Annotated in this window: 23 protein-coding genes; 19 read left to right on the top strand and 4 right to left on the bottom strand. The window is 41.5% G+C overall.

Annotated features, from left to right (window positions below; translation table 11 throughout):
- The first annotated feature begins 211 nt into the window (after positions 1 to 211).
- Together rpmE and AC1HJP_RS09830 are read left to right on the top strand one after the other, a co-directional pair.
- Entirely contained in the window at positions 212 to 427 is a 216-nt protein-coding gene (gene rpmE, locus AC1HJP_RS09835) for a 50S ribosomal protein L31 (protein WP_058031145.1), read from the top strand.
- A gap of 840 nt (positions 428 to 1,267) precedes the next feature.
- On the top strand, positions 1,268 to 2,521 hold the full coding sequence (locus AC1HJP_RS09830) for a malic enzyme-like NAD(P)-binding protein (RefSeq protein ID WP_480361646.1): 1,254 nt from the start codon (positions 1,268 to 1,270) through the stop codon (positions 2,519 to 2,521).
- An 81-nt stretch (positions 2,522 to 2,602) separates the two neighbouring features.
- Here AC1HJP_RS09830 and metJ read toward each other — a convergent pair whose 3' ends face one another.
- Positions 2,603 to 2,926, bottom strand: a complete 324-nt coding sequence (gene metJ / locus AC1HJP_RS09825; protein WP_058031143.1) for a met regulon transcriptional regulator MetJ — start codon at positions 2,924 to 2,926, stop codon at positions 2,603 to 2,605.
- Between the two features lie 298 nt (positions 2,927 to 3,224).
- Here metJ and metB point away from each other — a divergent pair, with 298 nt between their 5' ends.
- Positions 3,225 to 4,448 carry a cystathionine gamma-synthase gene (metB, locus tag AC1HJP_RS09820; protein ID WP_480361645.1) on the top strand — a complete coding sequence of 408 codons (1,224 nt, stop codon included), beginning with the start codon at positions 3,225 to 3,227 and terminating at the stop codon, positions 4,446 to 4,448.
- A 6-nt stretch (positions 4,449 to 4,454) separates the two neighbouring features.
- Positions 4,455 to 6,803, top strand: a complete 2,349-nt coding sequence (gene metL, locus AC1HJP_RS09815) for a bifunctional aspartate kinase/homoserine dehydrogenase II (protein WP_480361644.1) — start codon at positions 4,455 to 4,457, stop codon at positions 6,801 to 6,803.
- Positions 6,804 to 6,891: 88 nt separating this feature from the next.
- Here metL and AC1HJP_RS09810 read toward each other — a convergent pair whose 3' ends face one another.
- Positions 6,892 to 9,342, bottom strand: a complete 2,451-nt coding sequence (locus tag AC1HJP_RS09810; protein WP_480361643.1) for a penicillin-binding protein 1A — start codon at positions 9,340 to 9,342, stop codon at positions 6,892 to 6,894.
- 131 nt (positions 9,343 to 9,473) lie between these two features.
- Here AC1HJP_RS09810 and AC1HJP_RS09805 point away from each other — a divergent pair, with 131 nt between their 5' ends.
- The 9 genes from AC1HJP_RS09805 (at position 9,474) to AC1HJP_RS09765 (ending at position 18,620) form a co-directional block, all read left to right on the top strand.
- A complete protein-coding gene (locus tag AC1HJP_RS09805) occupies positions 9,474 to 10,553 on the top strand; it encodes a pilus assembly protein PilM (RefSeq protein WP_421965357.1) in 1,080 nt (359 codons plus the stop codon).
- On the top strand, positions 10,541 to 11,113 hold the full coding sequence (locus AC1HJP_RS09800; protein WP_138478277.1) for a PilN domain-containing protein: 573 nt from the start codon (positions 10,541 to 10,543) through the stop codon (positions 11,111 to 11,113). Before AC1HJP_RS09805 ends, AC1HJP_RS09800 begins: the two co-directional genes overlap by 13 nt.
- A gap of 12 nt (positions 11,114 to 11,125) precedes the next feature.
- The gene (locus AC1HJP_RS09795) at positions 11,126 to 11,728 is read left to right on the top strand and encodes a type IV pilus inner membrane component PilO (protein WP_480361642.1); all 603 of its coding nucleotides are present in this window, start codon (positions 11,126 to 11,128) and stop codon (positions 11,726 to 11,728) included.
- Positions 11,729 to 12,271: a pilus assembly protein PilP gene (locus AC1HJP_RS09790; protein WP_480361641.1), complete on the top strand. Its 543-nt coding sequence runs from the start codon at positions 11,729 to 11,731 to the stop codon at positions 12,269 to 12,271.
- A gap of 18 nt (positions 12,272 to 12,289) precedes the next feature.
- A complete protein-coding gene (locus AC1HJP_RS09785) occupies positions 12,290 to 14,347 on the top strand; it encodes a type IV pilus secretin PilQ (RefSeq protein ID WP_480361640.1) in 2,058 nt (685 codons plus the stop codon).
- A 162-nt stretch (positions 14,348 to 14,509) separates the two neighbouring features.
- Positions 14,510 to 15,028: a shikimate kinase AroK gene (gene aroK, locus AC1HJP_RS09780; RefSeq protein WP_138478285.1), complete on the top strand. Its 519-nt coding sequence runs from the start codon at positions 14,510 to 14,512 to the stop codon at positions 15,026 to 15,028.
- 19 nt (positions 15,029 to 15,047) lie between these two features.
- The gene (gene aroB / locus AC1HJP_RS09775; protein ID WP_480361639.1) at positions 15,048 to 16,118 is read left to right on the top strand and encodes a 3-dehydroquinate synthase; all 1,071 of its coding nucleotides are present in this window, start codon (positions 15,048 to 15,050) and stop codon (positions 16,116 to 16,118) included.
- The gene (locus AC1HJP_RS09770) at positions 16,118 to 17,590 is read left to right on the top strand and encodes an AAA family ATPase (protein ID WP_480361638.1); all 1,473 of its coding nucleotides are present in this window, start codon (positions 16,118 to 16,120) and stop codon (positions 17,588 to 17,590) included. Before aroB ends, AC1HJP_RS09770 begins: the two co-directional genes overlap by 1 nt.
- Positions 17,591 to 17,780: 190 nt before the next feature.
- Positions 17,781 to 18,620, top strand: coding sequence for a Dam family site-specific DNA-(adenine-N6)-methyltransferase (locus AC1HJP_RS09765; RefSeq protein WP_480361637.1), 840 nt, complete (start codon positions 17,781 to 17,783; stop codon positions 18,618 to 18,620).
- A gap of 117 nt (positions 18,621 to 18,737) precedes the next feature.
- Here the strand turns inward: AC1HJP_RS09765 and AC1HJP_RS09760 are convergent, their stop codons facing one another.
- Both AC1HJP_RS09760 and AC1HJP_RS09755 read right to left on the bottom strand, forming a co-directional pair.
- Positions 18,738 to 18,905 carry a DUF2970 domain-containing protein gene (locus AC1HJP_RS09760; protein WP_480361636.1) on the bottom strand — a complete coding sequence of 56 codons (168 nt, stop codon included), beginning with the start codon at positions 18,903 to 18,905 and terminating at the stop codon, positions 18,738 to 18,740.
- Positions 18,906 to 18,925: 20 nt separating this feature from the next.
- Positions 18,926 to 19,228 carry a hypothetical protein gene (locus tag AC1HJP_RS09755; protein WP_421965365.1) on the bottom strand — a complete coding sequence of 101 codons (303 nt, stop codon included), beginning with the start codon at positions 19,226 to 19,228 and terminating at the stop codon, positions 18,926 to 18,928.
- 228 nt (positions 19,229 to 19,456) lie between these two features.
- On the opposite strand from AC1HJP_RS09755, the gene rpe reads away from it, so the two are divergent.
- The 6 genes from rpe to AC1HJP_RS09725 all read left to right on the top strand — a co-directional run bounded on the left by rpe (position 19,457) and on the right by AC1HJP_RS09725 (position 25,199).
- Positions 19,457 to 20,140, top strand: a complete 684-nt coding sequence (gene rpe / locus AC1HJP_RS09750; protein WP_421965366.1) for a ribulose-phosphate 3-epimerase — start codon at positions 19,457 to 19,459, stop codon at positions 20,138 to 20,140.
- On the top strand, positions 20,137 to 20,802 hold the full coding sequence (locus AC1HJP_RS09745) for an HAD-IA family hydrolase (protein WP_480361635.1): 666 nt from the start codon (positions 20,137 to 20,139) through the stop codon (positions 20,800 to 20,802). Before rpe ends, AC1HJP_RS09745 begins: the two co-directional genes overlap by 4 nt.
- Positions 20,803 to 20,828: 26 nt before the next feature.
- Positions 20,829 to 21,833, top strand: coding sequence for a tryptophan--tRNA ligase (gene trpS, locus AC1HJP_RS09740; protein WP_480361634.1), 1,005 nt, complete (start codon positions 20,829 to 20,831; stop codon positions 21,831 to 21,833).
- 56 nt (positions 21,834 to 21,889) lie between these two features.
- On the top strand, positions 21,890 to 22,477 hold the full coding sequence (locus AC1HJP_RS09735) for an anthranilate synthase component II (RefSeq protein WP_480361633.1): 588 nt from the start codon (positions 21,890 to 21,892) through the stop codon (positions 22,475 to 22,477).
- A gap of 35 nt (positions 22,478 to 22,512) precedes the next feature.
- The gene (locus tag AC1HJP_RS09730; RefSeq protein WP_480361632.1) at positions 22,513 to 23,688 is read left to right on the top strand and encodes an HDOD domain-containing protein; all 1,176 of its coding nucleotides are present in this window, start codon (positions 22,513 to 22,515) and stop codon (positions 23,686 to 23,688) included.
- A 299-nt stretch (positions 23,689 to 23,987) separates the two neighbouring features.
- Positions 23,988 to 25,199, top strand: a complete 1,212-nt coding sequence (locus AC1HJP_RS09725; RefSeq protein WP_480361631.1) for an aspartate aminotransferase family protein — start codon at positions 23,988 to 23,990, stop codon at positions 25,197 to 25,199.
- Positions 25,200 to 25,235: the final 36 nt, after the last annotated feature.

Below are 25,235 nucleotides of genomic sequence, written 5' to 3'. Positions count from 1 at the left end.
AGACCTTGAAATCCCAGTGAAAAACGCTCGGTAAATTGCTGTTCATTGGATTAGGTGTAATGAACGGGGGATTTATTTACTTTTTGTGCAATTATTGCTTGTAGATCTCTGGCTACTTCAATAAAATACGCGTCCACTAATTTGAATATAACTACGTATGGTGCCAAACTTCGGGTTTGGAGAGCGATACGGCCTAACCTAGAGGTTTACTATGAAAGAAGGTATCCACCCTAAGTACGAGTCAATCACAGCAACTTGTTCATGTGGTAACAAATTCGAAACTCGTTCAACACTATGTAAAGACATTCACCTAGACGTATGTTCTGCATGTCACCCGTTCTACACAGGTAAGCAGAAGATCCTTGATACAGGTGGTCGTGTTGATCGCTTCAACAAGCGTTTCGGTGCTCTTAGCAGCAAGAAATAAGCATCGCTTGTTTGAGAAAAGCACCCATTTGGGTGCTTTTTTTATGTCTAATACCAATCCTTTTAATTAAGCGAACTATTTTGAGGCAAGGAAAACTGGTCGATAGCACCGCTCACGCGTCCTGCTATCGCTGAGGTACCTACTTCCATGTAGGCAAGGCGAAAATTTTGCTTTTTAGTTGTTCTAAATAAGAAATTTTTAATGAAGCTAGCGTCAGTTTTAGTCCCTCAAAATGATTGAGTATTATTGAGTATTATTGAGTATTATTGAGTATTATTGAGGATTGGTATAAAACTCATTAATCCTCTGAATATTCATTATTTCCTGCTGGCTTAGCATCGCTTATCTGATCGTTCTTCTGCAAAATTATTTCTGATACATCAAACCTTTTTCATAGCGCAGCCGTAGAAAATGGCGCAATAACTAAATGCATAACTTTGCACTTTTTATCGAGATTGACTTTAGCTTTCTCAAAGAAATGGTTGCTTCAACTGGTTTTGATTGAGATTTAAAGTTACCTAAATGTGTTTAAAAGAGTCTAAAATTCAGTAAATGTAGCTAAGTTTAGTTTTCTTTCTGTGGTTGGCATGGTGACATTTTTAGTCGTATAAATTGCTGGTTTATTAAACGTATTGACCCTTTTTTAGGTCAATGAAATGTCAAAAAAGCTAAAAGAATGTTTCATAAAATCTGCAAAATTGCGGTATCTTGCAGATAAATTTCGCTAAAAAGTGGATAGACCTGAAATTGCTTGAATATATCTAGAAAGCGAGTATCTTTTAGTTATTGCGAATTATTTCACTCTCACTTTTAACTTCTTTTGCAGGAAAAAATCGCGTCATGTCAGACTTTCGTGAACAAGCTTTACATTACCATGCTCATCCCGTTCCAGGTAAAATCAGTGTTGAATTAACTAAACCAGCCGAAACAGTTAAAGATCTTGCGTTGGCCTACAGCCCAGGTGTGGCTGAGCCAGTTCGAGAAATTGCTGCAGATCCTGCTAATGCTTACCGATATACAGGTAAAGGCAATATGGTTGCGGTGATCAGTAATGGTACTGCAATTTTAGGTTTAGGTAACTTAGGCCCACTTGCTTCTAAACCAGTAATGGAAGGTAAAGCGCTACTATTCAAACGTTTTGCAGGCTTAGATTCAATCGACATTGAAGTAAAGCACCGCACCACTGAAGACTTCATTAATACGGTTGCGAATATTGCAGACACTTTTGGTGGTATCAACCTTGAAGATATTAAAGCACCTGAGTGTTTTGAGATTGAAAAAGCGCTCATAGAGCGTTGTGATATTCCTGTATTCCACGACGATCAGCATGGTACTGCAATTGTAACTGCTGCGGGTATGTTGAATGCATTGGAAGTACAAGGCAAAGACATTCATGACGCTATCATTGTATGTTTAGGTGCAGGTGCTGCAGCAATCGCATGTATGGAGCTGCTGATTAAATGTGGTGCACAGCGTGAGCACATTTACATGCTAGACCGTAAAGGCGTTATCCATACGCGTCGTGATGACTTAAACGAATATAAAAAGCTATTTGCTAACAACACTGATAAGCGTACGCTGCAAGACGTAATTGCAGAAGCAGATGTGTTTGTGGGTGTATCTGGCCCTGACTTACTCTCTCCAGAAGACCTAAAGCTTATGGCAGACAAGCCAGTCGTGTTTGCATGTTCAAACCCTGACCCTGAAATTAATCCAGAAGTTGCACATGGTGCACGTAACGATTTAATTATGGCGACAGGTCGTTCGGATTATCCAAACCAAGTGAACAATGTTTTATGTTTCCCGTTTATCTTCCGTGGTGCACTAGATGTGCGTGCAACAGCGATTAACGATAAAATGAAGATCGCTGCGGTAGAAGCTATTCGTGGTATTGCGAAAGAGCCTGTGCCTGAGCAAGTACTTAAAGCAGCCGATGTTGAGTCGCTAGAGTTCGGTGCTGAGTATATTATTCCTAAGCCAATGGATCCGCGTTTATTGCCTCGCATTGCTAAAGCTGTGGCACAAGCTGCGATTGATTCTGGCGTTGCGCAAATCGATTTACCAGAAAACTACATGGCACAATTTGAATCTTAATCTTAGAAAAGACTAGATTAATAAAAAACCTCGCAATGGCGAGGTTTTTTTATGTTTTCTTTGTAATAACAAGAAAGCTGACTAACCTTCTTCGTTAATCTCTGGGATCTCTAAGCCCATCTCTTTCATAATGTTACGCACTTCAACAGGGATCTTCTCAGGGTTGTCTTTACGTAAGTCTTCATCGCTCGGCAACGGTTGACCCGTAAAGGCATGCAGAAATGCTTCACACAGTAACTCGCTGTTTGTTGCATGGCGCAAGTTGTTCACCTGACGGCGAGTACGCTCATCAGTCAATACTTTTAATACATTTAAAGGAATAGATACGGTGATCTTCTTCACTTGTTCTGATTTTTTGCCATGCTCTGCATAAGGGTGAATGTATTCACCATTCCATTTAGCCATAATATTTTTCTGATGCCTTAAGAGTAATTACTGCCAATAAGACTACGCTCGTTTGCGACGGCTTTAATTGACTTAGTTTGACTAACGCCCAACTCAAACTAAGGTTAATGTACCGATTTATGGTCAAAAACCCAGTCTTATTAACAATATTAGTTAACGAGGTGGCGAAATTTTATCGGTTTAAAAAAGATAGTCAAATTCTAGTTAAATAGCCATTTAGCAGTATAAATGTTTTGACTTCTCCAATTTGATCATCTAACCTTTTAGACGTCTAAACATCCATATACTAGGTGGTGATATGAGCCAACGCAATAAATCAACAGTCGCAGTCAGACATGGTATCGAAGCCGATAAGCATCATGGTGCGGTTGTGCCTCCTCTTTATCTTTCAACAACGTATTCGTTCGCTGATTTCGATACTAAGCGTGATTATGATTACGGTCGTAGCGGTAACCCAAATCGCGATATTCTAGCTGAAGCACTAGCCCAGCTTGAGGGCGGAGAAAAAGGCATCATCACAGCGACCGGTATGGCAGCGGTACACCTAGTAACACAACTTTTAAATCACGATGATACCTTAGTTATTCCGCATGATTGTTACGGTGGTAGTTATCGTTTATTCACCTCACTTGAAAAGCGTGGCTTGTTAAAAATAAAGGTTTTAGATTTAACCCGCGCTGACAGTCTTGCACAAATTGCAGAGATCAAACCTAAACTGGTTTGGATTGAAACGCCGAGTAACCCAATTCTTCGTCTTACAGACATCGAGGCGGTTGTGAATGCAGCCCATGCAGTGGGCGCTTTAGTGGGGGCTGACAATACGTTTTTATCTCCAGCGCTACAGAACCCAATTTCGTTTGGTGTTGATATTGTGGTGCATTCGACCACGAAATACATTAACGGCCATTCTGATGTCGTTGGTGGGGCCGTGATTGCGAAAACCCAAGAGTTAGGTGAAGAGCTGGCTTGGTGGGCAAATAACATTGGTATTACTGGCGCACCATTCGATAGCTATCTGACATTACGTGGTTTAAGAACCCTTAAAGTGCGCCTTAAACAGCATGAAGAAAATGCCCTAGCTATCGCCAAATACTTAGAACAATCTGAGTACGTACGCAAAGTGTATTACCCAGGTCTTGAATCACACCCACAACATGAACTGGCTAAAAAGCAGCAATTAGGGTTTGGTGGCATGGTGAGTTTTGATATCGCAGGTGGTCTTGAAGATGCGGCGGCATTCTTAACAACAGTGAAAGAATTCTCGTTGGCTGAGTCTTTAGGTGGTGTTGAAAGCTTAATTTGTCACCCAGCGACCATGACACATGCAGGCATGGAACCTAAAGCACGCCTAGAAGCGGGTGTCGGCGATACTTTGATCCGTATTTCTGTCGGAATTGAGGAAGTCGCTGACCTACTTGCAGACCTCGAAGCGGCTTTTTCTAAAACACAGCCAGGTAAAGCGCCTGCGTCTGCTGATAGCAAAGCCTGTAAGTTAACACCTGCCCATCCGGCACTTTGGTAAAAGAAAATGACAAGAGTAGTACATAAATTTGGCGGGTCGAGCTTAAGCTCGGCCTCGCGTTATCAGGCTGTCGCACAAATCGTGGTTGGTCAGTGTCAGTTGGGCGATTGTGTTGTGGTTTCTGCTGCAGGTAAAACCACCAATACCCTAGTTAAACTATGGCAAAGCTATCAGCAGCAAGAGCAGCAAAGTTTTAACGATATTTTGTTGCAGGTTGAGAACCATCAAATCGAACTGATTAATGCATTATTCCAGGGTGAAAAGCAGCGCCAACTAGCCGATACTCTATTGACTGAATTACAAGTTATCACCCAAGCCGCGAACAGTAAAACTCTAAATGAAGCTGAGCTATTAGCACATGGTGAATTATGGTCTGCGCGCATTCTAGCAAACTACCTATCTGAAAGCGGTTTACAAGCCCAAGCGATTGATGCCAGAACGTTATTTACAGTGCATAATGGTCAGTTAGTGCATCAGCAAAATAAGCAAGCGTGCTTAGCGACCTTAGATAACGATCACATCTTTGTGGTCACAGGCTTTATTGCTGCAGATGACCAAGGTAATACTGTGACGTTGGGACGCAATGGCAGCGACTACAGCGCAACATTGTTAGCAAATTATAGCGATGCAGAAGCAGTTTCTATCTGGACAGATACGCAAGGTGTGTTCAGCACCGATCCGCGTAAAGTCAGCAATGCAATTAAATACCCTAAAGTATGTCGTGAACAGGCAAATTTATTAGCGCGTTTAGGTAACCCTGTATTGCATGCTAAAACCCTATCGCCTTTGAAAAATACCAGCATCAAGTTACAGGTTCGTAGCAGTTTTGATCCTGAAGCACCAGGTACTGAAATCGTCAAAGCGGGTTACAGTAAGGCGAAACGTTTTATTACTTCATTTGATAACTTAGATCTTGTGCGTGTTGATCGTTTAGGTGTAAATGAAGTGCGTGAAGTGAGTCAGCTTATTCAGCATAGCATTCATCACTTTGTTCAAAATGGCGAAGAGTTTTTATTGTTACCAGGTGCCTTTACACATCAAGTCAGCCAATATTTTGCAGGCCGTGTCACCTTGGTTGAAAGCCATTTACAAGGCTTTGCGTTGGTAGCACCAAAGGCGGACATAGCTGCGTTAGAAGTGCAGGCTAAATCAGTACTAGCAGATCAAGACGTAGTACTCAGATTTGCGCACAGTGACGAAGATTATGCACTATTCTTAACTGACCAAGCGATTGACAGCGATGTTTTGGCTATTTTACATGACAAACTAGTTAACAAAGGTCGAGAGCTGGCTGTTATCATTGCGGGTCTAGGTAATGTCGGTGAGGTTTTCCTTGAGCAGTGCCAAACTCAGGTTGCTCGTTTACAAGCGCAATTTGATTTAAAAGTCGTTGGTTTATTACGCTCGCAGCAAATGCTATTTGCAGCCAGTGGTTTAAATTTAGATAATTGGCAAACGCAGTGGCAAAATGAAGCGCAAGCATACGAGCAAAATGAAGTGCTAGAGCGTATTGAAGAGCTCGACTACGAACATAAAGTGGTGATTGATATCACTGCGAGTGAGTCATTTAGCTTGTTATATCCAGAGTTCGTGAAGCGTGACTGTCATCTTATCAGTGCTAATAAGTATGCAGGCACAGCGCAACAAGATTGGTATTTATCTTTGCGTCAGCAACTTGAAGAGCGCAATTTACTCTGGCGTTATAACACCAGTGTTGGTGCGGGTTTACCAGTTAACTTTGCATTAGCTGATTTGCAAAATAGTGGTGATAAAATCACTCAGGTCGAAGGGGTGTTTTCGGGCACTTTGTCTTGGCTGTGCAGCGAGTATGATGGCAGCAAAGCTTTCTCAGATTTAGTGCTAGAAGCGCAAGCTATGGGCTATACCGAGCCAGATCCACGCGAAGATTTATCAGGTCGAGACATGCAGCGTAAGTTGTTAATCTTAGCTCGAGAGCTTGGTCTTTCACTGGATGTAGATGATATTGGTTTAGAACCATTAATGCCTGAGCATTTAGCTACAGGTAGCTGGCAAGACTTTCTTGCTAAGAAAGACGAGCTAGACGCGTTTTATGAGACTAAGATTGCACAGGCGAAAGCCAATAATTGCGAACTGCGTTATACCGGTTTATTAAGTATCACTGAAGATGGCAAGGTTGACGCAAAAGTGGGTATTGCGTTTGCTGAACAAGGCTCTGCGATTGCCAATTTAACACCAGGCGATAATATCTTTGTAGTTAAAACCCTATGGTATGATGCGAATCCTCTGGTTATTCAAGGGCCAGGCGCTGGTAAAGAAGTGACTGCAGCAGGTATTCACTCAGACTTATTCTGGTTATGTCAGAATCTTAAATAGCCACGAGTGACTGTTGCTTAAAATCAAAAAAGCGAAGTGTTTTTGACACTTCGCATTTTTTGTTTAACCGTTAGATATAGCTGATTTGTTAGAACAGCTCATCTTGTTCAGGTAAAGAGTCAGAAGAGAATGGGGTTTTTGACTTATCTTGCTGTACATATTTAGTCGGTACAGTGTCAGACTCAAAGTATTCGAAACGGCTAGTATGATCGTTTTTCGAACTTAATAAGCCAGTTTTTAAATCAACTCTAACAGAAGTTAAGCCTGGTGCTGGGTCAATCGGTGCGAGCGGTTCGTTTTGAAGTGCCGTTTTCATAAAGCGCACCCAAGCTGGCTGTGCGGTAATCGCGCCAGCTTCAGCACCAACTGATTGGCCTTTACCTAAATTGCTGTTATAGGCTGCGCGACCAAGAGATTTACTTGCATCGTCAAAACCCACCCACACTGTGGTTAATACATTACGGTTGTAACCTGTGAACCAAGTATCCACTGAGTTATTGGTGGTACCTGTCTTACCTGATAAGTCTCTACGCTTTAAAGCTTGCGCTCGCCAACCTGTACCAACCCATCCTGTTTTGTGTTTCCAGCTACCGCCACCCCAAATCGCGCTATGTAATGCACTTGAGACGAGGAAAGCATTTTGTTCACTGATAATTTGTGGTGCACATTGCATGGTATTTTCGAGACGCAGCTCTTCATCACATGCGATTAATGGCTGAGCTTTACCCAGCGAGTTACCGTATGCGTCTGTTATTTCACTGATAAAATATGGCTCGATTAGATGACCGCCATTTGCAAAGGTACTCATACCGCGTGCCATTTCTAATGGTGTAATTGCGGCGCTGCCTAATGCTAAAGATTCACTGCGGTTAATGTCTTCATCAGCAAAGCCAAATTTAAGCAAATGATCGGCAGAGCGATGCAAGCCAACGCCTCTAAGTAATCTAACTGAAACGACGTTTTTTGATTGCGCTAATGCGCGACGAATTCGAATCGGACCACTATAAACTTCAGGACTATTTTTAGGTCGCCATGCAACACCTAGGCTTTTATCCCAATGGTTGATAGGCGCATCATTTATAATTGAAGCAAGTGTGTAACCGTCTTCTAATGCCGCTGAATAAATAAAAGGTTTAATGTTTGAACCAACTTGACGTTTCGCTTGCACTGCACGGTTATATTGGCTTTGTGCGAAACTATAACCACCGACTAAGGCTTTGATGCGGCCATCTTTTGGATCTAAAGATACAATGGCACTCGATGGTTGTGGATACTGACTTAATTGCCAGCCATTATTTTCTCGTAACCAAATCTGCATACCTGGCGAAAGTACATCGGCCGCTTTTTTAGGGGCATTACCTTGTCGTTTTTCGTTGATGTATGTGCGTGCCCATTTCAGGCCATCCCATTCAATGACTACAGATTGACCTGATTTTAATAGCACCTCAGCACTTTGTTCGTAAACATGCGTGACAATGCCGGCGACGAGTGGGTCAATTTCGTTAACGCTATTGAGTGTTTTAAGTAGCTCTGTACGGGCAGGGATAGGATCTGTCTCGTGTTGCCATAACACAGCTTCAGGCCCTCGATAGCCGTGACGCATGTCGTAATCATGTAAGTTGTTAATGAGTGCTTGCTGTGCGGCAAGTTGAATATCAGATTCAACACTTGTATAAACTCTAAAGCCAGTGTTGTAGGCTTTGTCAGCGCCATAGCGTTCTACCATATATGCACGGACCATTTCAGAAATATAAGGTGCATAAAGCTCTATTTCAGCGCCGTGGCGTTTTGCAGTGATAGGAGCTTGGGTTGCTTCATTATATTCACTGCGAGTGATGTACTTTTCTGTCAGCATTCGACCTAAAACAACATTCCTGCGAGATTTGGCGCGAGTTGGGTTACTGATAGGATTTAGCGCTGAAGGAGCCTTTGGTAAGCCTGCGATCATGGCCATTTGGGGTAATGTGAGCTCATGTAACTCTTTACCGTAATAAACCTGTGCTGCCGCACCAATGCCAAACGAGCGGTGGCCCAATTCAATCTTATTTAAATACAGCTCTAAGATTTCATCTTTTGAAAGTAATTGCTCTATGTGTAGCGCAATGAAGATTTCTTTTACCTTACGAATGTAAGCCTTTTCTCGGGTTAAAAAGAAGTTTCTTGCCAGCTGCATAGTAATAGTACTGGCACCTTGTTTCTTTTGACCGGTACTGATCAATACAATAGCCGAGCGGACGATCCCGATGGGGTCTATCCCAAAATGCTCATAAAAACGATTATCTTCTGTTGCTAAAAATGCATTGAGTAAAGGTTTAGGCACGTCGTCAATCTTAACGGGAATACGGCGCTTTTCACCAAATTGGTTGATTAATTTTCCATCTTTGGTAAAAACTTGCATAGGTGTTTGAAGTTGAACTTCTTTAAGTACCTCAACACTAGGGATATCTGATTTTACGTAGTAATATAGTGCTAGTAACGTGAGTACGCCTAAAAGCCCGCAGACGATAATAAACTGTAAAAATCTTTTTAATAAAGTCACGTAATATTCCCTAGTTAGACTCCCAATTGTGGGTAGAGGCTGCTAGTATAGCTTGAACAAAATTCGATTAGTATTTTTTGTTCATAAATAATAACCTGTTTAAATTAAAATAAAGGATAAATACACAGGGTATGTTAAGTAAATTGTTCAAAGCACACGCCCCACTCATGGTTGGCATAGATATAGGCTCTCACTGTGTTAAAGCTGTCCTGCTTTCGCAAACTCACAGCGGTTATCGCGTTGAGGCTGTTGCTATTGAACCTATCCCTAAAGGTGCAATTACTGAAAGAGCCGTACAAGATATTGAAGCGGTCGGTCGTGCAATCAGTAAACTAAAAAAACGCTTTCCAAAACATGCCCCTTTCGCAGCAGTTGCTGTATCAGGTCAAACGGTTATCACCAAAGTGATCTTTATGGACGTTTCATTAACCGATGCTGAACTAGAGTCGCAAATTGCCATTGAGGCCGACAGCTTAATTCCATACCCATTAGACGAAGTTAGTCTAGATTTTGAAAAGATCTCGGTCAATGAAGCCGACCCGTCGAAAGTGAATGTACTGCTTTCTGCAGCCAGAACAGAGAGTGTACTAGCAAGAGTAAGTGCATTAGAAGAGGCAGGCTACAAAGCCAAAGTGGTTGACGTTGAGAGTTACGCCTTGAGTCGTTCACTTGATACTTTATATGGTCAGCTTCCTTCCGATGCATTTGATAAAATCGTTGCGATTGTTGATATCGGTGCGGTGATTTCATTGATGAGCGTGGTTCAATCAGGCAAGACTATTTATACCCGAGATCAGGTCTTTGGTGGTGAGCAATATACCAATAGTATTGTTGCTTACTACAACAAGACGTTCGATGAAGCCGAGTTGGCAAAAACAACCGGGGACTTACCGCCAAATTATACTTTTGAAGTACTAGCGCCATTCCAAACTGCTTTGTTACAACAGATCCGCCGAGCAGTACAAATGTTTATGACCACCAGTGGTAAAGACCATGTCGATTATTTAGTGCTATCAGGTGGCACGGCTTTGGTTGAAGGTCTCGATAGACTATTGGTCGATGAATTGGGGATACACACGATTATTGCAGATCCGTTTTCAGATATGGAAATTGCACCTAAAGTAGACAGAAACGTACTGTTAAGGCACAAACCTCAGTTTACCCTTGCCACAGGTCTAGCGCTTAGGAGTTTCACCACATGCCACATATAAACCTCCTACCTTGGCGCGAGCAACAAAGACAAGCTTCACAACAAAAATTCCTAATTCTGATTGGCAGTATTGTGGGTGTTTCTTTATTTGTGATGTATTTAATTGGTAGCTTTTACGATAGCCTGCGTACAGGACAAGAAATAAAAAATAACTACCTTCAATCTGAGATACGAAAATTAGATACACGCATACGAGAAATCAACGACCTAAACAAGCAAAAGGGTAATTTACAACGTCGCATTCGCTTAATTGAAGAGTTACAAGGTAACCGTAATCTTGGCACACAAATTATAGATGAAGTGGCGCGTGTTGTTCCTTCAGGCGTTTATCTCACCAGTCTCCAGCGTGATGGCAACATGATAAAAGTGGTAGGTCGTAGTGAATCTAATAACCGTCTGTCACAAATGCTAAGGCAGGTTGAGTCTTCTTATCTATTAGAAAAACCTACGATTCAGGGGATTATTGCTGGCGAACAAACTAATCGTTTGCTGAGCGATTTTACCATGCACTTTTACGTCAAGTCTTATCAAGAGCTTGAAGATGCCAAAGAGAAAAAGTGAGGGAATGGTTAGATGAACTTTGATCTTAAAGCGTTACAAGACATCGATTGGAATGAGATAGAACTAGATAATATTGGTGAATGGCCAAAGCCTGTCAAAGCCATGTGTGTCGTTCTGGTTACTGTGATCATGCTGTTTATTGGCTATTCAATTTTAGTATCTTCAGCAATTGATGAGTATGACTTTGCAGTAAATAAAGAGCAAGAGCTACGAAATTCTTATCGTTTTAAGTATGCAAGGGCGAACAATTTAGATTTATACAAGCAGCAAATGCAAGATATGGAAGCGCAATTCTCTCAACTTTTGCAACGACTTCCTACATCAAACGAAACACCTGGTTTATTAGATGACTTGACTTATGTGGGTACTTCAAGTGGTTTAACATTTTTAAAAATTGGTTGGATGCCAGAGATAAAGAAAGAGTTTTATACAGAGTTACCGATTAATCTTGAGGTGGTCGGTACTTACCATGAGTTTGGTGAGTTTGTTGGTAAAGTTGCACAATTGCCACGAATTGTCAGTTTGCATGATTTTAGAATAGAACGAGCCAACGAGCGTGACTTAGTATTCAGTGTTGTTGCAAGAACTTATCGCTATGAACAAGGAGCTAAATAGATGCACCTTAAAAGTATAGCAATCAGTTTAAGCCTAATTTTTTTGGCTGCTTGCAATGATGATACGGCGCAGCAGAAAGAATTTATTGATCAAGTGCAAGCCAGTGCAACACCGAAAGTTGAGCCGATCCCTAATATGAAAGAATTTGAATACTTTCCATATAGCGCCGGTTCACTGCGTAGCCCATTTGATGCGCCTCAACCTGAAGTGATTGAAAGCAGGTTAGTTCAGGTCAAAAACTGTTTACAGCCAGATCAAAATCGTGCTCGAGATCCTCTTGAAAAGTATCCTATTGATAATCTTGTGATGAAAGGCACAATAGCGTTATCTGGCGTTACTTGGGCATTGATCCGAGCTGCTGATCAGGGCCTTTTCCGAGTGAAGCAGGGGGAATACATGGGTCTGTATCATGGTGAAGTAGTTGGTATATATGATGACCATGTAGAATTATTAGAGCTGATCCCCGATGGAACAGGTTGTTGGAAAGAACGATTAACTAAAGTTGAGATTATTGAATCGACTCAACTTTCAGCAAGCGAATAACAATAAAGGTACACTACTATGACTCGCATGGTTGCGAATTTGCTTAAAACTACCATTTTCTCAAGCCTTTTACTTGTGTTATCTGGCTCAGTTAATGCCTTACCCATGTTATATGATGTGCGCTATAACCCCATTTCTAATTCAGAAACAGAATTGCAGTTGGTGTTTGATGAGCAATTAAATTTGGAACCCAAAGTCTCTGTGCTGAATGATCCTGCACGTTTAGAATTGTTCTTCTCGGGCGCTGAGTTTGAAGAGAGCTTGCAGCAACTGAAGGTAAATAAAGCGGGAATTAAGCAGATCCAAAGCACTATGGTCAAAGATGGGTTTATTGTTACTATCGAAATGGATCAACTGAAGCTTTATAAAACGGAAGTTAAAAACAATTTGGTATACCTGCAAATTTCTGAAAATCCAATTTATGACGTTTCAGAGTCTTCAGAGTCTTCAGAGCAAGGTACAGGTCAGCTCACTCATCACATAAATCGTATTCAATCAATTGACTTCCGCCGTGGTGAAAAAGGCGAAGCGAAAGTATTAGTGTTTCTAGAAACATCACAAGCAGCGATAGATGTGCAGGAGCGTGGTGGAAAAATCATTGCGGACTTCCATCATATCGACATTTTAGACGAGTTACTTTATGAATTAGATGTGGTTGATTTTGGTACTGTGGTCAGTAAAATCGAGACCTTTTCAGAAGGTAATAAAAGCCGTTTGGTGATTGAGCCAAACAGCGCATTTGCGTTTAAGTATGAGCAACTCGACAATATCTTCACACTGACTATCGAAAAAGATAATAAGACTAAAAAGTTTGGTGAAGAAAAAGTATATCAAGGTGAGCCAATTACCTTAAACTTCCAAGATATTCCAATCCGCTCGGTATTGCAGATTATTGCCGACACCAACAATTTCAATTTGGTAACCAGTGACTCAGTATCGGGCAATATCACTTTGCGTTTAGAAGGTACGCCATGGGATCAAGCGCTAGATGTTGTACTGCGCGTCAAAGGGTTAGATAAGCGTACCGAAGGCTCAATTTTAATGGTCGCGCCTGCAGAGGAACTTGCCGCAAGGGAAGCGAAAGAATTGCAAGCAATGCGTCAGGTTGAAGAGTTAGAGCCACTATATAGCGAGTATATGCAATTAAACTATGCCAAAGCGGAAGAGTTTGCAGACTTACTAAAAACAGAAATTAACAGCATTATCAGTAATCGCGGTAATGTCTCTGTGGATGTTAGAACCAATACTTTGATCATCAAAGATACTGCGAAAAGTATTGAAAATGTGCGTCGTATGGTCGAAACACTTGATGTACCGGTTAAGCAAGTTCGCATTGAATCTCGTATGGTAACGGTGAGCGATAACGTTTCAGATGACCTAGGTATTCGTTGGGGCTTTAGTGACCAACAAGGGTCAGATGCAATCTCTGGTAAGCTGTCTAGTGCTGACCAATTATCAGGCGGTGTTATTCCTGCCTTTACAGACCGTTTAAATGTCAATTTACCGGTCACTAACCCAGCTGGCAGCATAGGGGTCCATCTTGCTAAATTAGCGGATGGTACGCTAATTGACTTAGAGCTTTCTGCGTTAGAGCAAGAAAACAAAGGCGAAATTATCGCTACGCCAAGCATCACCACGGCTAATCAGAAAAAAGCACGTATTGAGCAAGGTACTGAGATCCCTTATGTTGAGGCGGCATCAAGTGGCGCAACTTCAGTAAGCTTCAAAAAAGCAGTGTTAAGTTTAGAGGTAACGCCACAAATTACCCCTGATAATAAGATCATTTTGGATTTAATTATTACTCAAGATACCCGTGGTGATAACGTACAAACACCTAATGGTCCTGCTGTGGCGATCAATACTCAGCAAATAGAAACGCAAGTATTGGTCGAAAATGGTCAAACCATCGTACTAGGTGGTATCTACCAGCAAGAAATCACCAGTGCTGTGACAAAAGTGCCACTATTAGGAGACGTACCTTACCTAGGTGCTTTATTCAGAAACACGCGTCACATTAATGAAAAAAGAGAATTGCTGATATTCGTTACCCCGAAAATCATGTTAGATGGCCAGTAACAGCGCATTAATGATTATATTCTGCGTGGTTTACGGTAAATTAAATGATTTGACTTGAAATTGCGCACGGATTACTGAGATAATCCCCTCCTTAATTTTTGGGGCCAGGTCGTGAGGCGGGGTTTATTTTCAAATTTTAGAGTTCGTTAGTACTAAATAGATATGGCTGAGAAACGTAATATATTTCTAGTAGGCCCAATGGGGGCTGGTAAAAGCACAATTGGTCGTCATTTGGCAGACCAATTACACCTTGAATTCTTCGACTCAGATCAAGAAATCGAACGTCGTACTGGCGCAGATATTGCGTGGGTGTTTGATCTTGAAGGTGAGGAAGGTTTCCGCCGTCGTGAAGAGGGCGTGATCTCTGACCTAACTGAGATGCAAGGTATTGTATTAGCTACTGGCGGTGGTTCAGTTATGAGCAAAGAAGTTCGTAACAAACTGTCAGCGCGTGGCATTGTTGTTTACCTAGAAACACCAATTGAAAAACAAGTTGCTCGCACTCAAAGAGATAAGCGTCGCCCACTTCTGCAGACTGAAGAAGCGCCGCGTGATGTACTAGAGCGCTTAGCTGAAGAGCGTGAGCCTTTATACCAAGAAGTTGCTGATTTTGTTGTTCGCACTGATGAGCAAAGCGCAAAAGTAGTAGCAAATCAAATTATTGAGAAGTTAGATTTCTAAACTATAAAAGGAGTAGCCGATGCTTGAACTTAATGTAGATTTAAACGAGCGTAGCTACCCCATTTATATTGGTGAAAACCTTCTCACCGACAGTGGGCGATTATTATCACACATAGGTAAATTTCGCCCAGTGATCATCAGCAACGAAACGGTTGCCCCTCTATATTTAGACCCACTATTAACCCAACTCAACGGGTTAGATCCTCTGCATTTTATTCTCCCTGATGGTGAGCAATTTAAGACCCTAGAGTGGTTTGAAAAAGTTTCAGCATTTTTACTTGAGCACAATTGTGGACGAGATACCTGTTTAATCGCGCTTGGCGGTGGGGTAATTGGAGATTTAACAGGGTTTGTGGCGGCGTGCTACCAACGCGGTGTACCATTTATTCAAATTCCAACGACTTTGCTATCACAAGTTGATTCATCCGTCGGTGGAAAAACAGCAGTGAACCACCCGCTAGGTAAAAACATGATTGGGGCCTTTTATCAGCCAAAAGCAGTTTTTATCGATATCAACAGCTTGAAAACTTTACCTAGTAGAGAGTTCGCAGCGGGCATGGCTGAAGTTATCAAATATGGCTTAATTTACGACCTAGCACTTCTGAGCTTTTTAGAAGAGCAACATGAAGCCTTAAGTAATTTACAAAACGATGTACTGCAAAAGGTGATTTATCGTTGTTGTGAAATCAAAGCCGAAATTGTTTCTCAAGACGAGAAAGAAGCAGGCTTGAGAGCACTTCTTAATTTAGGCCACACATTTGGTCATGCCATTGAAGCACAAATGGGCTATGGAAACTGGTTACATGGTGAAGCGGTTGCTGCGGGGATGATGTTAGCAATGAAGCTTGCGAACATGCGAGGTTCTGTTACTGACTCTGAAGTTGCTCGAGTTGAAGCGCTGATTGCAAGTTATAACCTACCAGTGAGTGCCCCAGAAACCATGACTAGCGAGCAGTTTATTGGTCATATGCGCAAAGATAAAAAGAACCAACAAGGCAAGATCAGATTCATTGTCCCTACACAACTAGGGCAATGTGCACTCGTTGATGATGTGTCTGATGAAGCCGTGAGTCAGCTAATAGGGCGCTAATGCAATCGCAAATATTGCCGAGTCGAGCTGCCTTGGTTGATCGAATTGCGATGCAATTCGAATATGGGCAAAATCTCATTGCTTTGGTTGGTCCTTCAGGGTTAGGAAAAAGCTATTTAGCAGAGACCTTAATCACTGAAAAGTATCCTGAATTTAATAAAGCCTATATTCAAGTAACGGCACAGATGAAAGATACTGAGTTGATGACTCAGCTGCTACAAAATAGCTTTAGAGCGCCGTTGGTCGACCAAACACAAACGCTTTCTGACAACTTTTTTCAACTTTATCAAACACAGCCGTGTGGCCCTTGTTTTTGGGTATTGGATGGTGCAAGGCATCTTTCAGATGAAATCATTGAACAGTTGAGAATATTGTCAGCAAAAAGCCCTGTTGAGCTGTTTATTTTGGTAACAGCACAAGCGCCTAGAATGTTGCCTAGTGCACTCGATATTCACTTAGAACGTTTGTCACTGTCTGAGTCTAAACAACTGATGGCGATGTTCTTCAAAGACTTGCCAATGGAAGAAGACCCTATTTTTCAGGCGTTTTTGCAAGAGTCTCATGGCAACCCTGCGTTACTGCTGAATTGGCAGGTATCGCAACAGAGCCAGTTGAGAACACAGCAACCTAAAAAGAGTTATCGTTGGCATTTAACTGCTTTGACAGTGCTGTTGGCTTTGTTGCTTGTCGCATTTATGTATCATAAGCAAATTCAGTTCTATTTTAGTGGTCAAGTGGATGATGCTGAACCTCTAGCAACTGTGATACCTGCAGAGCAGGTGTTAAATCTAGATAGTACAGAAACACAAACGGATAAGTCATTGCAGCAACAAGGCACTATAGCAGCTCAGCCAGCGATACAAGCTAACGAAGCTATGGATGAAGTGCCGAAAGAAACTTTAGTAGCAGTATCTAAAGGTTCAACTTCAGATACCGTCTCTGCCGTTTTAACTGCGCTTGAAACTCCAAGAGCAAGTAAAGATGCTGAGGTTGTTAGACCACAAAATAGCTCACAGTCAGTTAAAAGTGGAGAAGCTGACATGGCTGCCGAGACAGTAACTTCAGTAAGTAATGACGTTGAGCAAGGTGTAGCCGCCTCTGAATCGACACAGTTGACTCTTAAATCAGAGCCTGTAAAAGAAGCGGTGGAAGCAACAAAACACGAATTGGATTTATCTCCAACAGAATGGTTACTGACGCAAAATGACAGCGTATGGGCTATTCAGTTACTTGCAGTGAAAGACAAAGCGATAGCAAATAGCTTTGTTTTAACAAATGAGTTAAAAGACGTGTATGTCTATCAAACAGTGAGAAACAGTACGCCTTGGTGGGTTGTTATTCAAGCGCCGTTTGCAAATATTGATGAAGCAAGAAATGCGCGTCAGCAGTTGCCTGAAAATGTACTGGCAGGGCAGCCTTTTTTTAAAAAATTCGAGCGTATCAAGCAGGAAATTCAGCTTGTTGCTCGGTAATTAGCGTGAATTAGTGTAGAATCGCCCAACTTTAAATGCATCACAACAAAAATGGTTTTTATGTCGCTATCTGTGGTTAAATATGACGTTACTTTATTTACAGTGTCGCATCGCTGTGAATGTTTTAAGCTGTCGTTTTCTACTAGTGGCGCTGTGTATGCAAAGAATAAAAAGAATGTAAGGGTCTAAAGTGGCAAACGGCTCATCGGTCATTAATCGTCGTTCTCCATTGAAGTGGGCGGGCGGAAAAAAGCGGATAATAGAAGAAATTAAAGCGAATTTACCTTTAAAGGGTAAACAGCGTTTAATTGAACCTTTTGTCGGTGGTGGCTCTGTGTTTTTAAATATTGAGTTTGAAGAATATTTGCTACTTGATGTAAATAAAGACCTAATTAACCTATTTAATATTCTTAAAGACTCACCAAAAGAATTTATTCGCGAAGCCGAGTATTTGTTTATTGGTGATCATAACGAAGAAGCCCGCTATTATCAGCTACGAGAAGAGTTTAACGATACCTTAGATCCATACAAGCGTTCATTGTTGTTCATTTATCTTAATCGCCATGGTTACAACGGCCTATGTCGTTACAATCAAAAAGGTGGCTTTAATGTACCGTTTGGTCGTTACAAGCATCCTTATTACCCGCGAGAAGAGCTACTGCAATTTGCTAATGTGGCTAAGCGCGCGACATTTGTATGTAATGATTTTGAGCATGCTTTTAGCAGAGCGAATAAACACGACGTCGTTTATTGCGATCCACCTTATTCTCCTATAAATCGCACTTCAAGTTTTACGGCTTATGCCGGTAATAAATTTACGGACGAAGATCAAACTCGTTTAGTTGAATGTGCCATTGTAGCTAAACAGCGAGGCGTATCGACACTTATTTCAAACCATTATGTTGATTTTACAAAACAGCTTTACCGAAGTGCTGATAAAATAAGTACCTTGCAGGTTCAACGTAATATAAGCTGCAAAGGTAGTGTTCGTAGCAAGATTGAAGAAGTCATGGCGTTGTATAAAGCGTAAAATTTAGAACAATGTTCAACCATGCGAAATTACTTTGAGGACGCGAGGTACTGGCTGAATTCAAATTTCAACTCTGAGAAAATCACCTTCGCTCATCTATAAAAAAATATTAAATATTTAGTTGGTGATAATACCTACCAGCCAAACAAGTAAAAGCACTAAAAGAAATACAAATACAATTGAAATCAGTATGAATGAGATAAAGAGGTGCTTGTTTGAAAAGTCTTGATGACGCTTGTCTTGGCTCTGGACACCAAACATAGCTGCTAAAACACTTTGGATCATGCTTAGCAGCTGCATTTTAATTAAAAGTGTGAAGTGAAACTTTCAGTGTTACTTTCGGTTTCATCAGACCCTAAAAGTAACTCAAGTAAATCTAAATAATGAAACTGCGCACTGCTACTCTCGCCTGTTAACCAAGCGTACCAGCTTGTATGTGCTTCAAGTTTGCATTGTTCAAGCAAATTGCTATTAACTTGAATTGTATTTGTACTACATGAACATGTGCTACTGGCAACTTCTTCACTGTAATCAACAGAGTAAACTCCCGCTGATAATGTAACAACAGCTGTCACCGCAAGCATCCGTGTTTTAAGCCGACTAAACATGTGTAACTCCACCCAACAGTTATCTCAATATAATACACCGCTACTGTTCAGAAAACAAACATAGATAACGTAAAAATTTGTGCGTTAATCGCCATAAAGAGAAGTAATATGATTGGAGTTTTTAGTCTATTTTCCATGTAGGAAGGAGTAGAATAAAACTTGGGTACAAGGCATGAATTGCGGTAAAGTAACGCTGACAACCGATGTATCATTTAAAGAGAGTTTACCGTGCAAAAACAACCTCAATACCTTATTGCTCCTTCTATTTTATCTGCTGATTTCGCAAGACTCGGCGAAGACGTTGAGCGTGTCATAAAATCAGGCGCTGATGTCGTACATTTTGATGTGATGGACAATCATTATGTACCAAACCTTACATTTGGTCCTATGGTCTGTAAGGCATTACGTGATTATGGTATTGAGGCACCGATTGATGTGCATTTAATGGTAAAGCCGGTTGATGCACTCATTCCAGAGTTTGCTAAAGCGGGCGCGAGTATCATCACTTTTCATCCAGAAACCAGCGAGCACATTGATAGAACCATTTCATTGATCAAAGAGCATGGCTGTCAGGCGGGTTTAGTATTTAACCCTGCCACTCCATTACATTATCTTGATTATGTGATGGATAAATTGGATGTCATTTTATTGATGTCGGTGAATCCAGGGTTTGGCGGGCAAAGCTTCATTCCTCAGACTTTAGACAAACTAAAACAAGTTCGTGAGCGTATTGACGCATCGGGTCGTAATATTCGTTTAGAAATAGACGGTGGTGTGAAAGTTGAAAATATCGCAGAAATTGCTGCTGCGGGTGCAGATATGTTTGTCGCTGGCTCAGCTATTTTTAATCAACCTGATTATGCGCAAGTCATTACGCAAATGCGTGAAGAGCTAGCGAAGGTTTCACGATGAAATATCAAGGTGTGCTATTTGATTTAGATGGCACTTTAGTCGACAGCGCCCAAGATATGTATATGGCGCTGAATTTAACCTTGACTGAAGTGGCGTTTCCAATCGTAAGTTATGCGCAAGTAACCACTTGGGTCGGTAATGGTATTGAAATGCTCGTGAAGCGAGCATTGAGCGGTGACATGGAAGTAAATCCAGAATTACCTCCACGCTTAGTTACCGATTCGGTCGCGAGATTCAAAAGCCATTACCAGCAACTAGCGGGTGACTATGTTTCGCTTTATCAACATGTTGAAACAGGCTTAGCAGCAACAGCGCATTTACCAAAAGCCATTGTGACTAATAAAGATCGCGTTTTTACCGAGCAACTTTTAGAAAAGTTAAACCTAACGTCACATTTTAAAGTATTAGTGTGTGGTGATGATGGTGAGAAAAAGCCGTCACCTTCGCCACTTTTAAAAGCCTGTGAGGCACTTAATATTTCGCCAGAAAAGGCAATCATGATTGGAGACTCAAAAAGCGATATTATCGCGGCTAAAAGCGCAGAAATTGATGTACTCGCGTTGACTTATGGTTACAATCAAGGATTCAACTTAAAAGAGCTTGAACCCGAGTACCTATGCGACGGGTTCTTAGATATAATCCCAATCATTAATCAGCAATAAATCAGTAAATTTAATAAAGGAACAACATGACTAAACCAGTAGTGTTAAGTGGCATTCAGCCAACCGGTGGTATGACGATAGGCAATTATGTAGGCGCCATAAACCAGTGGCTTAAGTTACAACAAGATCATGATTGTTTCTTTATGCTAGTAGATTTACACGCGATCACTGTTCGCCAAGATCCTAAAATGCTACGCGAGCGCGTGTTAGATGGCGTTGCATTGTACGCTGCTTGTGGTATTGACCCTGAAAAGTCAGCACTGTTCGTACAGTCTCAAGTGCCTGAACATGCACAGTTGTCATGGGTACTTAACTGTTACGCGCAAATGGGCGAACTAAACCGCATGACGCAGTTTAAAGATAAGTCTTCAAAGCATTCGAACAATGTGAATGTGGGTCTATTCTCATACCCAGTGTTACAAGCTGCAGATATCTTATTATATCAAGCAGACCAAGTACCAGTCGGTGAAGATCAAAAGCAACACCTTGAGTTAACTCGTGATATCGCAGCACGCTTCAATAACCTATATGGTGATGTTTTCAAAGTACCAGAACCTTATATTCCAGAACTTGGCGCGCGCGTGATGAGCTTGCAAGATCCACTGAAGAAAATGTCTAAGTCGGATGAAAACCCAAATGCTTACATTATGCTGTTAGACGAGCCAAAGAAAATCGAGAAAAAGCTGAAAAAAGCCGTCACTGATTCAGATGAGCAAGCACGTATTTACTTCGACCGCGATGAAAAGCCGGGTGTATCAAACCTTCTTACTTTATTGTCAGTGGCGACTAAGCGCTCAGTAGAAGACTTAGTGCCAGAATATGCTGACAAAATGTATGGTCATTTGAAGAAAGATACTGCTGCGGCGGTGGTGAATATGATCGAACCAATTCAAGCGCGTTTCAAAGAAATTCGTGAAGATCAAACGCTGTTAGATAACATCATGCGTAATGGTGCTGAAAAAGCAGGTGCTCGTGCTGAGAAAACGCTAAAAGCGGTTTATGATGCGGTAGGTTTCATACCTCGCCCATAATTTGGTTTTATAATTTAGGCCAGGCTTTATCGCCTGGCTTTTTTATGGAAATTTCTATGTTATTAATGATCGATAATTACGACTCGTTTACCTATAACCTAGTGCAGTATTTCCAACGCTTAGATCAAGACGTTGTAGTAAAACGAAACGATGAATTGAGTATTGCTGATATACGAGCGCTTAACCCTGAGCATATTGTGATCTCTCCTGGACCTTGTAGTCCCAATGAAGCGGGCATTTCTTTGTCTGTTGTTGAACAATTAAAAGGGCAGTTTCCAATACTGGGGATTTGCCTTGGTCACCAGACGATTGCACAAGCCCTGGGCGCACAAGTGATAAGAGCCAGAGAAGTGATGCATGGGAAAACGTCGCAAATTCGCCATATAAATAAAGGCGTGTTTCAAGGTTTACCAGATCCACTCACCGTATGTCGCTATCATTCTTTGATTGTTGCTAAAGAGCGTCTGCCCGAAGACCTCGAGATTACTGCATGGACAGAGAATGACAGGCAACAAGTGGATGAAATTATGGGCTTATGCCATACTGAAATGGCCTTAGAGGGAGTGCAGTTTCACCCTGAAGCGATACTCACAGAGCAAGGTTTGGCATTGTTAAATAACTTTATTCGCCGCTTTTCTAAGTAAAAGCAAAGCTTTAATAGGATTCAATAGAACGCTCAATGACTGAACAATCTCGGCAATTAAGGACGGCAATCGCACTCAATGAACGTGCGCACGATCTGTTTATTAGCCATAACTTTGCGCAAATGCAAATGGGGTATATTCATACTCTTGAGATCAATTATGGTGAAAAGATACCGCAACGCACTATGCTTGAGGTAGAAATAGCAGCGGCTGCCAAACGAAAAGAAAGCAGCACTAGCCATCATAAGTACATTGCCAAAGCTAGTAATCACTTACATCAAATTATTGAGACATCAATTCAAAAGCAAATTGACGATATCGATAATATCTATCATGAGATTGTAGGTATTCAGGATGCTGTACCGACTATTTTAGATCTTCTGGGTGTGAAGTCAGCTTCGGTTGGACGACTAGAACCGCTCGTTAACGAATTAACCTGGTTAGGCAGAGATCTGGTCTCCTTAGTTAATTTACCGCAATATCGTAAGCAAAGTTCAAAAGGTGTCACAGTCAAAGTTGACACGCCAGCACTGGCACTTCGCTATCTTGGGCTTGAAAATTTACAAATGGTGATCCCGACTTTTGCTATGCGACACTGGATGCCGCACGATACATCGCCATTTCCTTTATTAAAGCGCAAACTTCGTGATCATAGTATGACAACGGGAATTGCAGCAAAGCATTTAGCTGAATTGAACGGTGTGAAAGAGCAACATGCTTTTACCCTTGGTATGCTATTAGATGTGGGTAAGGTCGCTTTAACGCGCTTGTATTTAAGAACTTTTGAAAGGGTATGGCAGGAAAAGGTGCGCATCGCCCGCGATAAAAGCCATAAAGACCTTCACTCAGCACTTTTAGAGTTATCACCAGATCCACTCTTTTTAAGGGGGCTTTTACTCAATCACTCTGCAAACCTATCGGCTAAGCTAATAGAAAAAATGGCGTTTAGGTATTTGCCATTTATGGCGCCGATGGAAGAATTTTCAGCTAATTATTTACCTCAGTCGCATAGTCAGTCAGCCGACTATTTACCCTTAAGTCAGGTATTACGTAAGGCACATGGTTATAGTTTGTACATGGTCCTCAAAGACAACCAGTTTATCGAAAAGGATGAAGCAGCTCATTGGTTTGCTCACCTTGGGTTATCAAAAGAGGAACTCACTACGCTAGCAAAATGTAACTTTAATAGTTTACAGCTAACAATTTTGTAAAATTTAAGATTTTTTTTGCGACTATTCATTCAAGCCACTAATTAACTCGATTAGTGGCTTTTCCTTTTCTAAACAGACAAATCAACGTTAGACATTTAAATAGTTATTCACTCACTATGAAAAACTATCCCAAACCCTTGAATATCAAGGCCTCTATGAAAGTTTTAAATGAGACTTTAAGGCTTTTTTCTGAAATAATGGGTGAATGAAATTTGTGCCATATGGCTATTTTTAGCCATAAACTAGCAACACTGAGTGTTAGTTTTAGCGCACCTAACTCAACTTTATGGGGATAGAAAATGACTATTAATCGTGAATTATTCGATCAGGTAATGGTACCTAATTATGCACCTTCAGCAGTTATTCCAGTTCGAGGTGATGGGTCTCGCGTTTGGGATCAGGAAGGCCGCGAGTTTATCGACTTTGCAGGTGGTATCGCTGTTAACTGTTTAGGTCACTGTCACCCAGCATTAGTCAATGCGCTTAAAGAGCAAGGTGAAAAAATCTGGCACCTATCAAATGTAATGACAAACGAACCAGCATTGCGCTTAGCGAAAAAATTAACAGACGCAACATTTGCAGAGAAAGTTTACTTTGCAAACTCAGGTGCAGAAGCGAACGAAGCAGCACTTAAACTAGCACGTCGTTTTGCACTAGATAACTTCGGCGCTGAAAAATCACAAATCATCTCATTCAATAAAGGCTTCCACGGTCGTACTTTCTTCACCGTAACTGTGGGTGGTCAAGCTGCTTATTCTGATGGTTTCGGTCCTAAGCCGGGTGATATCGTACATTGTGACTATAACGATTTAGCGGCATTCGAAGCGCTAATTTCTGACAACACATGTGCTGTGATGATGGAACCACTACAAGGTGAAGGTGGTATCGTATCTCCAGAAGCTGATTTCGTGAAAGGTGTTCGCGAATTATGTACTAAGCACAATGCGCTGCTTATTTTTGATGAAGTACAAACAGGTGTTGGTCGTACTGGTGATCTATACGCTTATCAAGGCTTAGATGTTATTCCTGACATTCTAACAACTGCAAAAGCACTAGGCGGTGGTTTCCCAATCGGTGCGATGATCACAACGACTGAAATCGCGAAGCACTTAAAGATTGGTACGCACGGTTCTACTTATGGTGGTAACCCGCTAGCTTGTGCTGTTGCAGAAGCGGCATTCGATACGGTAAATGATGAAGCTGTATTAAACGGTGTTAAAGAGAAAGAAGCACTATTCCGCGAACTACTTACTGCAATTAATGACAAGTACAACGTATTCAGCGAAATTCGTGGTAAAGGTCTACTATTAGGTGGTGTTGTAAACGAAACATACAAAGGCCGCGCGAAAGAATTTTTAGTAGCAGGCACTAAAGAAGGTGTGATGTCACTTGTGGCAGGCGCTGATGTTGTTCGCTTCACGCCATCATTGGTTATTCCAGAAGCGGATATCCGTGAAGGTATGGCTCGTTTCGAAAAAGCAGTTGCTGCAGTTGTAGCTGCAAACGCTTAATTCCTTGAGTGGCCAAGCTTGCTTGGCCTTGTCTAC

Source organism: Pseudoalteromonas sp. NFXS53 (assembly GCF_056629255.1).
Note: the sequence above shows the minus strand (reverse complement) of the source record. Positions and strands in the feature narration are given on the sequence as shown.

What these genes read in the sequence shown, in the direction of transcription:
- rpmE (WP_058031145.1), top strand. Translation starts at nt 212, where the DNA reads ATGAAAGAAGGTATCCACCCTAAGTACGAGTCAATCACAGCAACTTGT.
- AC1HJP_RS09830 (WP_480361646.1), top strand. Translation starts at nt 1,268, where the DNA reads ATGTCAGACTTTCGTGAACAAGCTTTACATTACCATGCTCATCCCGTT.
- metJ (WP_058031143.1), bottom strand. Translation starts at nt 2,926, where the DNA reads ATGGCTAAATGGAATGGTGAATACATTCACCCTTATGCAGAGCATGGC.
- metB (WP_480361645.1), top strand. Translation starts at nt 3,225, where the DNA reads ATGAGCCAACGCAATAAATCAACAGTCGCAGTCAGACATGGTATCGAA.
- metL (WP_480361644.1), top strand. Translation starts at nt 4,455, where the DNA reads ATGACAAGAGTAGTACATAAATTTGGCGGGTCGAGCTTAAGCTCGGCC.
- AC1HJP_RS09805 (WP_421965357.1), top strand. Translation starts at nt 9,474, where the DNA reads ATGTTAAGTAAATTGTTCAAAGCACACGCCCCACTCATGGTTGGCATA.
- AC1HJP_RS09800 (WP_138478277.1), top strand. Translation starts at nt 10,541, where the DNA reads ATGCCACATATAAACCTCCTACCTTGGCGCGAGCAACAAAGACAAGCT.
- AC1HJP_RS09795 (WP_480361642.1), top strand. Translation starts at nt 11,126, where the DNA reads ATGAACTTTGATCTTAAAGCGTTACAAGACATCGATTGGAATGAGATA.
- AC1HJP_RS09790 (WP_480361641.1), top strand. Translation starts at nt 11,729, where the DNA reads ATGCACCTTAAAAGTATAGCAATCAGTTTAAGCCTAATTTTTTTGGCT.
- AC1HJP_RS09785 (WP_480361640.1), top strand. Translation starts at nt 12,290, where the DNA reads ATGACTCGCATGGTTGCGAATTTGCTTAAAACTACCATTTTCTCAAGC.
- aroK (WP_138478285.1), top strand. Translation starts at nt 14,510, where the DNA reads ATGGCTGAGAAACGTAATATATTTCTAGTAGGCCCAATGGGGGCTGGT.
- aroB (WP_480361639.1), top strand. Translation starts at nt 15,048, where the DNA reads ATGCTTGAACTTAATGTAGATTTAAACGAGCGTAGCTACCCCATTTAT.
- AC1HJP_RS09770 (WP_480361638.1), top strand. Translation starts at nt 16,118, where the DNA reads ATGCAATCGCAAATATTGCCGAGTCGAGCTGCCTTGGTTGATCGAATT.
- AC1HJP_RS09760 (WP_480361636.1), bottom strand. Translation starts at nt 18,905, where the DNA reads ATGATCCAAAGTGTTTTAGCAGCTATGTTTGGTGTCCAGAGCCAAGAC.
- AC1HJP_RS09755 (WP_421965365.1), bottom strand. Translation starts at nt 19,228, where the DNA reads ATGTTTAGTCGGCTTAAAACACGGATGCTTGCGGTGACAGCTGTTGTT.
- AC1HJP_RS09745 (WP_480361635.1), top strand. Translation starts at nt 20,137, where the DNA reads ATGAAATATCAAGGTGTGCTATTTGATTTAGATGGCACTTTAGTCGAC.
- trpS (WP_480361634.1), top strand. Translation starts at nt 20,829, where the DNA reads ATGACTAAACCAGTAGTGTTAAGTGGCATTCAGCCAACCGGTGGTATG.
- AC1HJP_RS09735 (WP_480361633.1), top strand. Translation starts at nt 21,890, where the DNA reads ATGTTATTAATGATCGATAATTACGACTCGTTTACCTATAACCTAGTG.
- AC1HJP_RS09730 (WP_480361632.1), top strand. Translation starts at nt 22,513, where the DNA reads ATGACTGAACAATCTCGGCAATTAAGGACGGCAATCGCACTCAATGAA.
- AC1HJP_RS09725 (WP_480361631.1), top strand. Translation starts at nt 23,988, where the DNA reads ATGACTATTAATCGTGAATTATTCGATCAGGTAATGGTACCTAATTAT.